Origin of the sequence: Kitasatospora sp. NPDC056531 (assembly GCF_042794375.1) — a bacterium.
Lineage (GTDB): Bacteria > Actinomycetota > Actinomycetes > Streptomycetales > Streptomycetaceae > Kitasatospora.
Map to the genome: position 1 here is coordinate 68,245 of NZ_JBHTTU010000031.1, position 14,116 is coordinate 82,360.

Sequence of the window (14,116 nt, forward strand, 5' to 3'; positions counted from 1 at the left end):
GTGTGCCGCCTCAGTTCGCCGGGACGGCCCCGGTCAGCGGCGGGCGCAGCGAGGCCGTGCCGAGGCCGGTCGGGCCGAGCGGCACCGCGCCGGTCACGGCGGCGGCGCTCGGCTCGGGGTCCGGCGCGGCAGCGGGTACGGGCACGGGCACCGGCGGGACGGGGGCGGTCGGGACGCCCGGGGCCGCCGCACTGGCCGCGGCCGCCGGCGCCTCGGGCACCTCGGGTGCCTTCGCCCGCGTCCGGACCGCCTCCGCGAGGTCCCGCTCGGCGCCGAAGTGCCGCTCCAGGTCCTCCGCGCGGTACCGGCGGCAGCCCTCGTGCCAGTTCAGCACGCCCGCGAGCCAGTTCTCCAGCTCCGTGACGTACCCGGCGAGCAGCTCCCGGGCGGCCGCGTCCAGTCCGAAGTCCTCGTACATCACCGGGAGTTCCTGCTGCGCTACGTGCTGGAACTGCTCCAGCCGGGAGTGCATCAGGTCGTCGACGATCCGGACCGCCGACGGGTAGTCGCAGTTGAAGAAGTTCTGCACCACCAGCACGATGTTGTGCAGCTCGCCCTCGTACTCGACCTCCTTCTGGTACGAGAAGACGTCGTTGATCATGCACCCGTAGTCCATGGCGGAGTTCTCCAGCGCGCGCATCGAGCCGTGCCGGTACACCTCATCCGGCACGGTCCGCCCGTGGCCGAGACGGGCCAGCAGGGTGGTGAGCTCGGAGCCGAAGGTGGTGCGGCGCATCTCCAGGTAGTCGACCGGGTCCGGGATCCGGTTCTGGATCTGGTTGCTGAGCTCCCAGATCCAGCTGGCCGTCATCACCTCGACCGACTCGCGCAGCCGGCCCCGGGCCTCGACGGTCATCGGGCCGGCGGTCCGCTCCCAGATGTCGGCGAGGCTGCGCTCCAGCGCGTTGGCGGGCTCGGGCGTCGGGCCGCCCTCCAGCGGCATGAACAGCGACAGCCGGGCGTTGGCGGCCTTGGCGCCGGCCAGGTCGCGGGTGCGTCCGAAGAGCTTCGGGTAGTAGTCGTCGGCCCAGGTGCCCCAGGCCAACCAGGCCGAGGAGATGTCGAGTTGGTCGGCGGTGGCGTCCGGGTGGATGCCGGCTGCGCAGAGCGGGAGGTCGTAGTCGCGCATCGACTCGACGTCCCAGATTCCGGAGCCGGGGACGTCGGGGTGCCCGGCCAGCAGGCCGACCCGCTCGGCCCAGTCGATCACCCGCTCCCGGGCGCCGTCCAGGTGCGGGCTCAGCGACAGGCTGAACGGCAGCTTGAACTCGGGCAGTCGGGACGGGCCGACGGGCTGGAACGGCACGTGGCCGTGCGAGCGCGCCCGCCGCTCGGCGGGGGCGGCGGGCGCGGCGGGAGCGGCAGGGGCGACGGGGGCCGCCGCCTTCTCAACTCCCTTGCGCAGGACGTCCAGCGCCGAGGTTCCGATGCCGCCGATCGCGTACTGGTCCCACCAGTTGCCGGAACCCGGCAGACCAGGCAGGCCGGGCAGCCCGCCGCCCGTTCCGGGCGTCGCCTCGGCGGCCGAACCCGCCGCCGCGCCACCGCCGTTCACGCCCGCACCGTTCATGTAACGACTGGAGCGCATGTGCCACTCATGCCCGCCGGCCTGCCAGTCCTGCAGGCCCTTGACGTACGCCGCCACCCGGGCGCGGCCCGCGGCGTCGAGCCCGGTCTCCGCGAACAGCACCGGCAGTTCGGTGAACACGGTGTTCTCGAACTGCTGGAGCCGCGAGGTGAGCAGGTCGTTGACCGCCTCGGCGGCCTCCTGGGTGGAGCACTCCAGGAAGCGCTCCAGCACCAGGATGCCGTTGCTCAACTCGCCCTCGTCCTCGACCTCGCGCTGGTACGAGAAGATGTCGTTGCGCAGGTGCACGCCGTCGGAGAAGGCGTCCATCAGCACCCGCAGTGCGCGCGAACCCGAAACCTCCTTCGGCACCTCGGCGTCGGCCGCGTACTCGACCAGCTGCGCGGACCACGGAGCGCCGCCGACCTTGCGGCGCATCTCGATGTACTCGACCGGGTTGGCCACCCGGCCGGCGTTGATGTTGGAGAGCTCCCACAGCGACTCGTTGAGCAGGTTGCGGGTGCTCTCGGCGAACCGGATCCGCCAGTCCTCGCCCATCGCCGGCACGGTGCGCCGCCACAAGTCGGCCAGACCCGCCTCGACCGGGTTCTCCGGCTCGGGCGTCGGGGTGGTCGGGTCGGCCGGCATGAACAGCGGCAGCCGGTCGAGGTGCGCCTTGCCGCCCTCGCGGTCGTTGGTGCGCTTGTACATGTCGAGGAAGTGGTCGTCGAAGAAGAAGACCCAGACGTACCAGTCGGTGACCAGCGACAGCGCCTCGGCGGAGGTGTCGGGGTGGGTGTAGGAGCAGAGCAGCCCGTAGTCGTGGGCCTCAAGGTCGACCTGGTCCCAGATGCCCGATCCCTCCAGCATGCCCATCTCCCGGGCCCAGTCGGTGGAGTGGGCCCGCGCTTCGTCCAGATGGGGGTTGAGGCGCGCCGGGTGCGGCACGTAGAAGGACGGCAGTTCGAACGGCTGGGTCACGGCGGGCGAGCCTTTCTGGACGCGTCGTTTGGACCAAGAATGACCCGCCGCCAGGTCACCGCACCGGCACAACAGGAACAGTCATATGAGATGACCCACCTGCTCGAACCTCCGCTCGGACTCTCGTCCGGGCGATCGGGCTGCCCCGGATCGTCCGTACGGGGCCCGGATCACCGCCCCCACCGGCGCACTCGCCCCCGCACCCGCCCCACCACGACCACCCGCCCGGCCGAGCGCACACCCACCCCGCCTCGACCGCCCCCGACGCCCCCACGGAGACAGCGCCGCAGGGGCGGACCGCTCGGCGGTCCGCCCCTGCGGCGCTGGCCCTGTCAGGCCGCGAGCCCCAGGATCAGGGAGGCCGCGACGGGTGCCATGTAGATGAGGGGGAAGGGGATGTGGGCGTAGGCGCGGGCGCGGACGACGGTGATGACGGCGCCGAGGAAGTAGAGGATGACGCCGACGGCGGCGGCGTAGCCGAGGGCCGGGACGGCGAGGCCGACCAGGAGGCCGAGGGCGCCGGCGGCCTTGGCGACGCCGAGCCAGGTCCACCAGGCGCGCGGGACGCCGTACTCGGCGAGGGGCCCCACGACGTACTCGGCCTTGGTGAAGACCGAGTACGCCGAGAAGCCGACCATGAGGGCGCCGAGGATGGTGACGATGGTGTGGGCGACGGACATTTGGTGTGCTCCCCATTCGGTGGCTGGTCGGTCGGACACAGCACTGACCCGGCGCGCGCCGCGGATGTGACAGGCGCGGACAAAAATTTTTCCGCGTTCCCTCCGAAGGGCCCCAACAACCGTTCCGCCAACGAACAATGCAGGCCTGGCAAGGCCGGGGCACCAAGACTTCCCCGGCTACGGGCGTGTTGACGGCGTCCGCCCACGCCGCGTCCACCAGACTGGGCGCCGACCCGACGTCAACTCCGAGGAGGGCAAACCCCATGAACGTCACCGTCCGGCTCGCCCAGCAGCCCGAGGCCGACGAACTGCTCGGACGGAGTGCGCTCGCCGCGCTCGTCGGCATGCTGCTGGACCAACAGGTGCCGATGGAATGGGCGTTCACCGGCCCGCTGACCATCGCCCAGCGCCTCGGCCGGGACGACCTCGACGCCCACGAGATCGCCACCTACAGCCCGGAGGAGTTCGTCGCCCTCCTCTCCGCGAAACCGGCCGTCCACCGCTACCCGGCCGCGATGGCGAAACGGGTGCAGCAGCTCTGTCAGTTCCTCGTCGCGCAGTACGACGGCAACGCCGCCGCGCTGTGGAAGGACGCCCGCACCGGCAAGGAGCTGCTCAGCCGCCTCAACGCCCTCCCCGGCTTCGGCAAGCAGAAGTCGCAGATCTTCCTGGCCCTGCTCGGCAAGCAGTACGGCGTACGGCCGGAGGGCTGGCGCGAGGCGGCCGGCGCGTACGGCGAGGAGGGCTCGCACCGCTCGGTCGCCGACATCACCGGCCCCGATTCCCTCACCCTGGTACGGGAGTTCAAGCAGGAGATGAAGCGCGCCGCGAAGGAGGCGAAGGCCGCCGCCAAGCCCCGCACCACCTCCCGGGCGACCGCAGCGGCCGTGCCCGGCACCCGCTGAGTCGGCCGGACGACGACGCCCCCGCCCTGCGCCGCGACCTGGTCGAGGCCGGCCACCTGGCCCGCCCCAAGGACGGCAGCAGCTACCAGCGGGTCCGGGCAGCCGAGCCCCCGTAGCGGGCGCACGGTCCGGGATGCGCCGAGGGCCCCGGCCGCACACGCGCGACCGAGGCCCTCGTCGAGCCGGGCGTCAGATCAGCACCGGCTGCTGCTCCTGCTCCGCCGCGTCCCCCGCAGCGGCGACACCCCCCGCCGCCCGCTTCCGCGGCAGCGCGAACATCAGCAGGAACACCGCCAGCAGCACCCCCGCGACCCACCACAGCGCGTTGGTGAACGCCCCGCCGAAGGCCGTCCCGACCGCGTCCGGCGCGACCACGTCGTCCATCGCCCCGAAGAAGGCCACCGACACCAGCCCGAGCCCGAGCGCGTTCCCCACCTGCTGCACGGTGTTGATCAGCCCGGAGGCCGAGCCGGCGTGCCGGCGCGGCACCTCGGACAGCACCGCGTCGGTGATCGGCGCGACGATCAGCCCCATCCCGAGGCCCATCACCACCAGCGGCAGCGCCATCTGCCAGGGCGCGATCGACGTCCCGTACCGGTCCGCCTCCCAGATGTAGGTGAGCACGCCCGCCGCCATCACCAGCGCGCCCGCCTGGAGCACCTTCCGCCCGAACCGCGGCACCAGCTTCTGCACCGAGAGCCCGGCCGCCGTGGAGACCGCGAGCGAGAACGGGATGCCGGTCGCGCCGGCCTTGAGCGGGCTCCAGCCCAGCCCGACCTGCATGTAGAGCGTCCAGACCAGGAAGAAGATGCCGAGCGCCACCCCGAAGGCCAGCTGCACGCAGATCCCGGCCGCGAAGCTCTTCACCCGGAACAGCGACAGCTCCACCAGCGGCGAGCCGTCCCGCCGGGTCTTGGCCTTCTCGTACACCACGAACAGCGCGAACACCGGCAGGCTCCCGGCCATCGACAGATAGCCCCAGAGCGGCCAGCCGGCCTCCCGGCCGTGGGTCAGCGGGTAGATCAGCATCAGCAGGCCGAGGCTGGCCAGCGCCACGCCGACCAGGTCCAGCTTCAGCGCGTGCTCGGCCCTGGACTCGTCGATGTAGCGGCGGCCGAGCAGCAGACCGGCGATGCCGACCGGCAGGTTGATCAGGAAGATCGGCCGCCAGGCCAGGCCCAGTGGGTCCCACTCGGTGAGCAGCGCGCCGATCATCGGACCGGAGACCGCGCCCAGTCCGACCACCGCGCCGAACATGCCGAACACCTTGCCGCGCTCCTCCGCCGGGAAGGTCGCGTGGATGATCGACAGCACCTGCGGCACCATCAGCGCCGCCGTGCCGCCCTGCAGCAGCCGCATCGCGACCAGCATCTCCGGGCCGGAGGCCAGTCCGCACAGTGCGGAGGCCACGGTGAAGCCGCCGATCCCGATCAGGAACAGCCGCTTGCGGCCGTGGATGTCGCCCAGTCGGCCGCCGGTGATCAGCCCGATCGCGAAGGCCAGCGCGTAGCCGCCGGTGACCCACTGGATGGCGCTGAAGGAGGCGCCGGTGTCCTGCTGGATGCTCGGGATGGCGATGTTGACGATGGTCACGTCCACCAGGTCCATGAAGGAGGCGACCATCACGATCGCCAGCGCGATCCACCTCCGCCGGTCGGCTCCCGCCGTGGTCATTCCGTACTCCTCGCTCTTCTGCTGCACGTCCACCAAGGTAGGGGCCATGTAGGTCAGGACCTGTCCCAGTTCATCCGGCATCCTGGACGGCATGACCGACACCCCGGCCCGGCTGCTGAACCTGCTGTCCCTGCTGCAGACCCCGCGCGAGTGGCCCGGCAGCGAACTCGCCGAGCGGCTCGGCGTCAGCCCCCGCACCATCCGGCGCGACATCGACCGGCTGCGCGACCTCGGCTACCCGGTGCGGGCCACCATGGGCGCGGTCGGCGGCTACCGGCTGGTCGCGGGCACCGCGATGCCGCCGCTGCTGCTGGACGACGACGAGGCGGTGGCCATCGCGGTCGGGCTCCGGGCGGCGGCCGGACACGCGGTGGTCGGCATCGAGGAGGCCTCGGTACGGGCCCTCGGCAAGCTGCTCCAGGTGCTGCCCGCCCGGCTGCGGCACCGGGTGGGCACGCTCAACAGCGCCACCGTGCCGCTGCTCACCGGGGACGGCCCGACCGTCGACCCGGAGGACCTCACCATGCTCGCCCGCGCCGTCACCGCCAAGGAGCGGCTGCGCTTCTCCTATCGGGCCCGCGACGGCGCCGAGACCCGGCGCAACGTCGAACCCGAGCGCCTCGTCTCGACCGGCCGCCGCTGGTACCTGATCGGCTACGACCTGGACCGCGAGGACTGGCGGCTCTTCCGGATCGACCGGCTGAGCGAGCCCTTCGCCACCGGCGCCCGGTTCACCCCGCGCCCGCTCCCCGCCGAGGACGCCGCCGTGTTCGTGGCGAGCAGGCTGCGCGGCCAGTCGCCGACGCACACCATGGTGGCCACCGTGCACCGGCCCGCCGCCGAGGTAGACGGCTGGATGCCGTGGACCGGGGACTACGAGATCGAGCCGATCGACGACCACAGCTGCCGCCTGCGCTCCCGGGCGGACTCCCTGCGGTGGCTGGCGGCGGGGCTGCTGATGCTGGACTGCCCCTTCGAGGTGCACGAGCCGCCGGAGCTGCGCGAGCACCTGCGCAGGCTCGCGGACCTGGCCGACCACGCGGCGAACCAGCCGGGTCAGGGCCGATGCCGGTGACTCAGGCCGGGACCCGGTACCAGCCGTTGCCGCAGCGGAACCAGAGCACACCGTCCCGGCCGTAGGCGTGGTGCCGGTCCAACTCCCCCGGCAGGTCCAGCCGCTCCCGGCGGACCTCCCGCCAGCCCTTCCGGCTCTCCCGTACGCACCGGACCAACTCGCCGTCGGGCTGCAGGAAGACGGCCCGGTCGTCGGCGACCGCGAAGCCCACCGGCTGACGGGCCGGCAGCCGCGTGCTGAGGGGCGGCCCACCGCCCGGGTCGGCGGCGGTGAGGAAGGCGCGCTCCCCGTACCAGGCCAGCCAGACCCGCCGCCCCTCGGTGGCGGCGGCGAGGCCCTCCATCGGGTCGTCGGGCAGGTCCTTGAAGTCCGGCACCCAGACGGTCCGCCCGGCGCCGTCCAGACCCAGCAGGCCGCGCTGGGCGAGCGGGTTGTCCCCGTAGCGGCCCTCATCGCCGAAGGCCAGCCAGATCCGGCCTTCGCGGTCCGTCACCAGTGCCTGGACGTCGTCGCCGAGCTGCAGCCGCCGGGTCGGCCGGCCGTCCGGTGCGAACACCAGGCCGTTGAGCTCCCAGCCGTCCGCCAGCTCCTCCGCCCGACCGTCCACCACCAGCGGCCGACCGCCCGGCAGCAGACCGAGGTACGTCGGGTGGTGGAGCGGGACCTGCGGCAGATCGAGCCGCTGGTCACCACCCCGCGCGACGGTCACCAGACAGGCGTCGTACGGCGGTTCCGGTTCCGGTCCGGCCGTCAGAAGGACCAGCAACTCCCCGTCCGGCCCGACCGTCCAGGTCGCGGCCCGGCGGCCCGCCCGTCGGTCCTCCTCGGGCAGCCGCCAGACCTCGACCGGACGATCGGACGTCGACACCGCTCCTCAGACCCCGTACTCGCCGGTCAGCAGCGCCCGCCCCAGGGTGTGGAAGGTCAGGTTGAAGCCGACCTGGGCCGCCGGGGTGTCGGCGGTGACGTCCAGCTTCTCCACGTCCAGCGCGTGCACCGCGAACACGTACCGGTGCGGGCCGCCGGGCGGCGGGGCGGCGCCGTCGTACTTGTTGCCCGGGAAGTCGGTGCGGCCGTGGAAGGAGGCCGCGCCCGGCAGGGTCCCGTCCGACGAACCGGCGCCGCGCGGCAGTTCGACGGTGTCGGCGGGCAGGTTGAGGGCGAGCCAGTGCCACCAGCCGGAGCCGGTCGGCGCGTCCGGGTCGTAGCAGGTGACGGCGATGCTCTTGGTGCCCTCCGGCAGGTCCGACCAGGCCAGCTGCGGCGAGAGGTTGCCGCCGGAGTGGATGAACTCCCGGCCCAGCGTGCCGCCTTCGGCGAAGTCCTGGCTGCTCAGCGGGAAGGACGGCACCTGCGGAAGGAACTCGTACGGCAGCGGCGGACGAACACTCATGGGTCTGTCACCTCTCAACGGGCCGGTGACGGCCGTGAACCGGCCGTCACCGATCACTGTAATGGGATGCACGTCCGATCCCGTGGCCCCTACAGTCGAGGTCATGGCCTCGGAGCACCGCAGCAGCACGGCAAGCACGATCGACCCCGTCCAGATGATCGCCGACGCCCGCCGGGCGCTGTTCACCATGGTCGGGGTACTGGCCGCGATCTGGCTGATCCAGCTGGTGAACTGGATGGACGACTACGACCTCGGCAAGCGCTTCGGCGTCGTCCCGCAGGATCTGAGCCGGCTGCCGAACGTCGTCACCGCGCCGTTCCTGCACTGGAACTGGGCGCACCTGGAGGCCAACTCCGGCCCGCTGTTCGTCTTCGGCTTCCTGGCGGCCTACCGCGGGGTCAAGAAGTTCCTCGGCCTGACCCTGCTGGTCGCCCTGACCAGCGAGCTGACCTCCTGGGTCTTCGACAGCCCGAACCGGATCGGCGCCGGAGCCAGCGGCGTGGTGTTCGGCTACTTCGGCTACGTGGTGCTGCGCGGGATCATCGACCGCAACCTGATCGACACCCTGATCGGCGTGGTGCTCGGCGCCTCCTACGCCTACATGGTGACCAGCGCCCTGCCCGGCGTCGCCCCGGGCATCAGCTGGTCGGCCCACCTGGGCGGTCTGACCGGCGGCCTGGCCGGCGCGTGGATCTTCCGCAACCGCGCTCCGCGCCGAGCCGACGAGGCCAAGGCCGAGGGCAAGGCCCAGGGCAAGGCCCAGGGCAAGACCAAGTCGACCGGCACCGACCCGAACAGCCCCAACGCCGCCCTGCTCAAGGAACTCGACGACCTGGGCCTGTAGGCCACTCGGGGAGTCAGGTATAGACCATTCCCACCCCGGCGGCTAGCGTGACCGACGCACCTGCCCCCAGCTCCGGAGCCGCACCGTGGAGTCGTCCGTCCTCGCCTTCGCCACCGACCTGCTCGACGAGGGCGCCGACACCTTCTTCGGCAACCTCACCGACCGGGCCGGAGTCGGCGGCGTCACCCTGGCCTCCGTCTACCACGAGGCCCGCGACGTCTTCCCGCACAACCCCCACCGGGTGATCCGCTACCTGGAGCCGGGCGCGGCCTACTTCCGCCCCGACCCGGTCCGCTGGCAGGGCCGGCGCCTGGCGCCCGTCCCGTCCACCGCCATCGGCGACCGCGACCCCTTCACCGAGGCCGCCGCCGAGGCCGGCCGGCGCGGCCTGAAACTGCACGCCTGGACGGTGTTCTGCCACAACGACCGGCTCGGCTTCGCCCACCCCGACTGCGCCCCGGCCAACGCCTTCGGCGACCGTCACCTCACCGAGCTCTGCCCGGCGAACCCGGAGGTCCGCGAGTACGCGCTGACCCTGGTCGACGAACTCGCCCGTTACGGCGTGGACGCGATCCGCGCCGAGTCCCTGCACTTCCACGGCCTGCGCCACGGCTACCACCACGAGCGCTACTTCGAGGAGCTGGGCCCGACCGCCGAGGCCCTGCTCGGCGTCTGCTTCTGCCCGCACTGCCGCGCCGCCGCCACCCGTGCCGGTGTCCCCGCCGAGCAGGTCACCGAGGCGGTACGGACCGAACTGCGCCACCGGCTGGCCGACCAGGAGGCCGCCGCCGAGCCCGCCGATCTGAGCGCCCTCGCCGACGGCGCCTTCGCCGCCTACGTGGACGTCTCCGCCGCCACCGTCACCGCGCTCGCCGCCGACCTCACCGAGCAGGCCCGTCGGCACGGCATGCGGCTGAGCTTCATGGACGGCGGCGGCCCCGGCAAGGGCTGGCTGTCCGGCATCGACCTGCCCGCCCTCGCCGGGGTCACCGACCAGATCGAGACCCTCGGGTACGCCAGGACCCCGGAGGCCGTCCGGGAGAAGCTCGCCGCCTTCGCCCTGCACGGCGTCCGCCCGCAGCGGATGGCGGTGATCCTGCGCCCGATGGCCTCGGACTGCAACGGCCCGGAGAACCTCGCCGCCAAGATCGCCGCCCTGCGTGAACTCGGTGTCCCCGAGGTCGAGTTCTACAACTACGGCCTGATGCGGCTGTCCTCGCTCGACCGGATCGGCGCCGCGCTCTCCGGCTGAGGGCCCACCGCCGCCGCTTGGGCGTCCCGAACAGGCTGCGCGAGATCCCCTGCCCGAGCTGCTTCCCGGCCGAGCGCGCGAAGGACTTCACGGTCGGGTAGCCGAGCTGCGAGCCCAGCAGCCCTGCGGCGTCCGTTGCTGCCCGACTTCGGCGGCGCGGGAGGCGGTGCGTGAGGGCGGCGGACATCAGGCACACTCCTGGGCGGATCGGGCCACGGGACCGGCACGCTTCGCATTCAGGACCGGAACCCGATCGGAACCGGGCTGATGTTCGCGACATTTCCCATCAAACAGCCGCATTCGTCCATCCGCAGTTCACACCCGTGCGCGTGGCGGCGTCGCGGCTGCTGCGCCATCCGCCACCCAAACGGTAGGCTTTCCGTGTGATCTTCAAGCGCATCGGCAATGGGCGGCCGTACCCGGATCACGGCCGGACGAGCACCCGCCAGTGGGCTGACGTCGCCCCACGTCCGGTGCGGCTCGACCAGCTGGTGACCACCAAGGGCCAACTCGACCTGGAAACCCTGCTGGCCGAGGACTCGACCTTCTACGGGGACCTCTTCGCCCACGTGGTGAAGTGGCACGGCGACCTCTACCTGGAGGACGGGCTGCACCGGGCCGTACGGGCCGCGCTGCAGCAGCGCCAGGTGCTCCACGCCCGCGTCCTCGAGATGGACTGACGGCACCCCACCTCAGGGCACCGACCCAGGGCGCCGACCCAGCGCGCCGACCCCGGGCCAGCGGCCCCGGGGCATCCACACAGTCTTCACGGACCGTCCTCTCGCCATCCGCCGGAGGGCGGTCCACGCGTACCCGGGTACCTCCTTTCGGGTACCGGCGTACTCCACATGATGATCGTTTAGTACCTTCTCAGCCGTACGGCACTACTCTGCTGACTACGGCCGCGACCAGGGGATCCGCCCGCACGTGGGGGGCGCCTCTACCCGGCCCACCCGTCATCCCGACCCCGCCCTGGCACGAGGGGGAGACAAACCGTGAGCATGTTGACTCCCCAAGGCCTCAAGGGGAAGCAGTACCGCATCACCGGCAACGCCTACCCACGGCTGGGCCGGCCCCCGAAGAAGAGCCGCAAGGTGATCGCCGCGCTCGCAGGTCTGCTGGCGCTGGCCCTGATCGCGCTCGGCGGCGTGCAGCTCTACGACATCTTCACCGGCAAGGGCAAGAACACCTCCGCACAGGCCTGCGCGACGCCGTCCGGCAAGCCGCTGGCCGCCCCGACGCCGGGCGCCCCCGCGGCCTCCGGCGCCACCGGCCCCGCCGCACCCGGCGGCGACCCGCACGTCATTCCGCAGGCCGCGGCCGTCACGGTGAACGTCTACAACGCCACCACCAAGGCCGGCCTGGCCGGACGGACCGCCGACGAGCTCAAGAAGCGCGGCTTCACCATCGGCAAGGTCGGCAACGCGCCGGCCGAACTGGACAAGAAGGTGCCCGGGACCGCCCAGGTGATCGCCGGCCCGGCAGGCGCCGGGGGCGGCACCCTGGTCGGCTCGCAGATCGCCGGGGCCACCGTCACCGCCGACGCCCGCACCGACGCCAGCGTGGACTTCGTGATCGGCGACAGCTACAACGCCCTGCTGGACGAATCCCAGGCGGCCGCCGCCCTCGCCCTGGCCATCAAGCCCTCCCCCACCCCGAGCGCCACCGGCAGCTGCTGAGGCCCGACGGACACGCAGGAGCCCCCGGCAGACGTAGTGCCGGGGGCTCTCGGTCGTTCGAAGTCGTGCCGGAAGGGGCCGTACGTCAGCGGGGACTCAGCCTGCGGTGCCGTACAGCCGGTCGCCCGCGTCACCCAGGCCGGGGACGATGTAGCCGTTCTCGTTCAGCCGCTCGTCCAGGGCCGCGGTGACCACGGTGACCGGCAGGTCGGCCAGCTCGCGGCGCATCACCTCGACGCCCTCCGGCGCGGCCAGCAGCACCACGGCGGTGACGTCGGTGGCGCCGCGCTCGATCAGCATCTTGATCGCGGCGACCAGGGTGCCGCCGGTGGCCAGCATCGGGTCGAGCACGTAGACCTGGCGGCCGGAGAGGTCGTCCGGCATCCGGGTGGCGTACGTGGAGGCCTCCAGGGTCTCCTCGTTACGCACCATGCCGAGGAAGCCCACCTCGGCGGTCGGCAGCAGGCGGGTCATCCCGTCCAGCATGCCGAGGCCGGCCCGCAGGATCGGCACGACCAGCGGACGGGGGTAGCTGAGGCGGGTACCGAGCGTGACCGCCACGGGCGTGGTGATCTCCACCTCGTCGGTGCGGACGTCCCGGGTGGCCTCGTAGGCGAGGAGGGTCACCAGCTCGTCGGTCAGGCGACGGAAGGTCGGCGAGTCGGTGCGCTCGTCGCGCAGGGTGGAGAGCTTGTGGGCGACCAGGGGGTGGTCGACGACGTGGAGACGCATGTATCGAGGTTAGCCCGGTCCTGGACGCCTGTACGACACGCCGTGCCACAGCCACCCACCAGCGGGGGTGACGCTGCTGTGACACGCCGTGACACATCGCGGATGTCCGGACGGAACCGCCTCCTGTGGTATCAACCCGCCCGTTCTGGGAATGTCACGTCTTATGACGAGCAACCCGAAAGCCGGGGACGGCTCGGCGGACGAGCCCGTCGGCGGGGCGACCCTTGGCGCCGGCCCGCCGCACGACCCTCCGGAGACCGAGGCGGAGCGCCGCAAGCGGCGGGCCGTCTTTCTGCGCGAGCTCGCCGAGGCCCGCGAGCTGAGGGAGCGGGTCCAGCCCCGACGGACCAAGGAACGGCGGATGCGCGAAGCGATGCGGATGCGAACATTCCGGATCTGACAGGGATCTGACGCGGTTCTGAGGCGGTTCCGTCGGGAGCCGACGCCGATCCGACGGGGACCGCAGCCGGGGCCGACCGGGGTCCGACTCGGATCCGCGGTGGCCGCCGACTCGACCGCCCCGACTCCGACGGACGTTCGGACCAAATTTCGACCGCCTTCGGACACTCCTGGCCCGACTCCGCTGTCCGCCACCCGGTCCTTCCGACACGACCTGCAAAGACGCGCTGCCGAACACCCCCCGCAAGGGCGGGCTTTCTGTCACGATTCCGATGGGACGGTCCGAACAAGCGGACCGCCTCTGGCGCGGGGGCGGCCAGATTTCCGCGTTGCCCGAACGCGCCGACAGCCGAGACCGATGATCTTGGGAGTGTCCCTGGTGGCGTACTTCGCTGCAGTGCTTGCTCGCTCCGAGGACGGGTGGGATGTGAGCGAGACGGAACTCGACGACGTCGAAACCCTGGCCGATCTGGCCGACCTGGCCCGCGACTCCGCGCAGGACGACGACAGCGTCCTGATCTTCATCGAACAGGAGGACTCCTGGTTCGCCATCGTCCGGGTGGACGGTGAGGAGGACCCGCGGATCTTCGTGTCGGACGGCGCCGCCGCCGCCCGCAGCTCCTACGGCTCCGTCCTCACCGACGAGCTGGTCGACCAGGCCGGCGAGAGCGAGTTCGGCGACCTGGACCACCTGCTGGACGAGGCCGAGCAGGCTGAGGACCAGGACGACGAGGACGCGGACGCCCGCGGCGGCGTCCCGGTCGGCCCGCTCGGCGACGCCCACCTGCTCACCGAGTTCGGCCTCGCCGCCGACGAGCTGCTCGCCCTCAGCGGCGAGGGCGCGGTACCCGGCGACGCCCTGGAGGAGATCGCCGAGGCCCTGGGCTGCGGCGAGGTCCTGGAGGCGGTCCGGTAGCGGGCGGATGCCCGACACT

General features: G+C 72.2%; 14 protein-coding genes. 8 read left to right on the forward strand and 6 right to left on the reverse strand.

What is annotated here, in order from left to right; translation table 11 throughout:
- Positions 1-10 precede the first annotated feature (10 nt).
- Together ACFQ87_RS24605 and ACFQ87_RS24610 are read right to left on the reverse strand one after the other, a co-directional pair.
- Positions 11-2,548: a germacradienol/geosmin synthase gene (locus ACFQ87_RS24605; protein ID WP_380612955.1), complete on the reverse strand. Its 2,538-nt coding sequence runs from the start codon at positions 2,546-2,548 to the stop codon at positions 11-13.
- A 332-nt stretch (positions 2,549-2,880) separates the two neighbouring features.
- The gene (locus tag ACFQ87_RS24610; protein ID WP_380612956.1) at positions 2,881-3,228 is read right to left on the reverse strand and encodes a DoxX family protein; all 348 of its coding nucleotides are present in this window, start codon (positions 3,226-3,228) and stop codon (positions 2,881-2,883) included.
- Positions 3,229-3,491: 263 nt separating this feature from the next.
- Here ACFQ87_RS24610 and ACFQ87_RS24615 point away from each other — a divergent pair, with 263 nt between their 5' ends.
- Positions 3,492-4,133, forward strand: a complete 642-nt coding sequence (locus ACFQ87_RS24615) for an HhH-GPD-type base excision DNA repair protein (RefSeq protein ID WP_380612957.1) — start codon at positions 3,492-3,494, stop codon at positions 4,131-4,133.
- A 189-nt stretch (positions 4,134-4,322) separates the two neighbouring features.
- Here ACFQ87_RS24615 and ACFQ87_RS24620 read toward each other — a convergent pair whose 3' ends face one another.
- Positions 4,323-5,807, reverse strand: a complete 1,485-nt coding sequence (locus ACFQ87_RS24620; RefSeq protein ID WP_380612979.1) for an MFS transporter — start codon at positions 5,805-5,807, stop codon at positions 4,323-4,325.
- Between the two features lie 91 nt (positions 5,808-5,898).
- Here ACFQ87_RS24620 and ACFQ87_RS24625 point away from each other — a divergent pair, with 91 nt between their 5' ends.
- On the forward strand, positions 5,899-6,882 hold the full coding sequence (locus ACFQ87_RS24625) for a helix-turn-helix transcriptional regulator (protein WP_380612958.1): 984 nt from the start codon (positions 5,899-5,901) through the stop codon (positions 6,880-6,882).
- Between the two features lies 1 nt (position 6,883).
- Here the strand turns inward: ACFQ87_RS24625 and ACFQ87_RS24630 are convergent, their stop codons facing one another.
- Both ACFQ87_RS24630 and ACFQ87_RS24635 read right to left on the reverse strand, forming a co-directional pair.
- The gene (locus tag ACFQ87_RS24630) at positions 6,884-7,750 is read right to left on the reverse strand and encodes a hypothetical protein (RefSeq protein ID WP_380612959.1); all 867 of its coding nucleotides are present in this window, start codon (positions 7,748-7,750) and stop codon (positions 6,884-6,886) included.
- Between the two features lie 6 nt (positions 7,751-7,756).
- Positions 7,757-8,275 carry a YbhB/YbcL family Raf kinase inhibitor-like protein gene (locus ACFQ87_RS24635; RefSeq protein ID WP_380612960.1) on the reverse strand — a complete coding sequence of 173 codons (519 nt, stop codon included), beginning with the start codon at positions 8,273-8,275 and terminating at the stop codon, positions 7,757-7,759.
- Positions 8,276-8,378: 103 nt separating this feature from the next.
- On the opposite strand from ACFQ87_RS24635, the gene ACFQ87_RS24640 reads away from it, so the two are divergent.
- The 4 genes from ACFQ87_RS24640 (at position 8,379) to ACFQ87_RS24655 (ending at position 12,050) form a co-directional block, all read left to right on the forward strand.
- On the forward strand, positions 8,379-9,119 hold the full coding sequence (locus ACFQ87_RS24640) for a rhomboid family intramembrane serine protease (RefSeq protein ID WP_380612961.1): 741 nt from the start codon (positions 8,379-8,381) through the stop codon (positions 9,117-9,119).
- A gap of 85 nt (positions 9,120-9,204) precedes the next feature.
- Positions 9,205-10,371, forward strand: coding sequence for a hypothetical protein (locus tag ACFQ87_RS24645; RefSeq protein WP_380612962.1), 1,167 nt, complete (start codon positions 9,205-9,207; stop codon positions 10,369-10,371).
- 383 nt (positions 10,372-10,754) lie between these two features.
- The gene (locus ACFQ87_RS24650) at positions 10,755-11,051 is read left to right on the forward strand and encodes a type II toxin-antitoxin system VapB family antitoxin (protein WP_030273186.1); all 297 of its coding nucleotides are present in this window, start codon (positions 10,755-10,757) and stop codon (positions 11,049-11,051) included.
- Positions 11,052-11,372: 321 nt separating this feature from the next.
- Positions 11,373-12,050, forward strand: coding sequence for a LytR C-terminal domain-containing protein (locus tag ACFQ87_RS24655; protein WP_380612980.1), 678 nt, complete (start codon positions 11,373-11,375; stop codon positions 12,048-12,050).
- Between the two features lie 96 nt (positions 12,051-12,146).
- Here ACFQ87_RS24655 and upp read toward each other — a convergent pair whose 3' ends face one another.
- Complete coding sequence (gene upp / locus ACFQ87_RS24660) at positions 12,147-12,782, reverse strand: uracil phosphoribosyltransferase (protein WP_350506235.1); 636 nt, start codon at positions 12,780-12,782, stop codon at positions 12,147-12,149.
- A 163-nt stretch (positions 12,783-12,945) separates the two neighbouring features.
- Here upp and ACFQ87_RS24665 point away from each other — a divergent pair, with 163 nt between their 5' ends.
- Both ACFQ87_RS24665 and ACFQ87_RS24670 read left to right on the forward strand, forming a co-directional pair.
- Positions 12,946-13,182, forward strand: coding sequence for a hypothetical protein (locus ACFQ87_RS24665; RefSeq protein WP_380612963.1), 237 nt, complete (start codon positions 12,946-12,948; stop codon positions 13,180-13,182).
- 357 nt (positions 13,183-13,539) lie between these two features.
- Positions 13,540-14,097: a tRNA adenosine deaminase-associated protein gene (locus tag ACFQ87_RS24670; protein WP_380612964.1), complete on the forward strand. Its 558-nt coding sequence runs from the start codon at positions 13,540-13,542 to the stop codon at positions 14,095-14,097.
- Positions 14,098-14,116 lie beyond the last annotated feature (19 nt).

What these genes read in the sequence shown, in the direction of transcription:
- ACFQ87_RS24610 (WP_380612956.1), bottom strand. Translation starts at nt 3,228, where the DNA reads ATGTCCGTCGCCCACACCATCGTCACCATCCTCGGCGCCCTCATGGTC.
- ACFQ87_RS24615 (WP_380612957.1), top strand. Translation starts at nt 3,492, where the DNA reads ATGAACGTCACCGTCCGGCTCGCCCAGCAGCCCGAGGCCGACGAACTG.
- ACFQ87_RS24620 (WP_380612979.1), bottom strand. Translation starts at nt 5,807, where the DNA reads ATGACCACGGCGGGAGCCGACCGGCGGAGGTGGATCGCGCTGGCGATC.
- ACFQ87_RS24625 (WP_380612958.1), top strand. Translation starts at nt 5,899, where the DNA reads ATGACCGACACCCCGGCCCGGCTGCTGAACCTGCTGTCCCTGCTGCAG.
- ACFQ87_RS24635 (WP_380612960.1), bottom strand. Translation starts at nt 8,275, where the DNA reads ATGAGTGTTCGTCCGCCGCTGCCGTACGAGTTCCTTCCGCAGGTGCCG.
- ACFQ87_RS24640 (WP_380612961.1), top strand. Translation starts at nt 8,379, where the DNA reads ATGGCCTCGGAGCACCGCAGCAGCACGGCAAGCACGATCGACCCCGTC.
- ACFQ87_RS24655 (WP_380612980.1), top strand. Translation starts at nt 11,373, where the DNA reads ATGTTGACTCCCCAAGGCCTCAAGGGGAAGCAGTACCGCATCACCGGC.
- upp (WP_350506235.1), bottom strand. Translation starts at nt 12,782, where the DNA reads ATGCGTCTCCACGTCGTCGACCACCCCCTGGTCGCCCACAAGCTCTCC.
- ACFQ87_RS24665 (WP_380612963.1), top strand. Translation starts at nt 12,946, where the DNA reads ATGACGAGCAACCCGAAAGCCGGGGACGGCTCGGCGGACGAGCCCGTC.
- ACFQ87_RS24670 (WP_380612964.1), top strand. Translation starts at nt 13,540, where the DNA reads ATGATCTTGGGAGTGTCCCTGGTGGCGTACTTCGCTGCAGTGCTTGCT.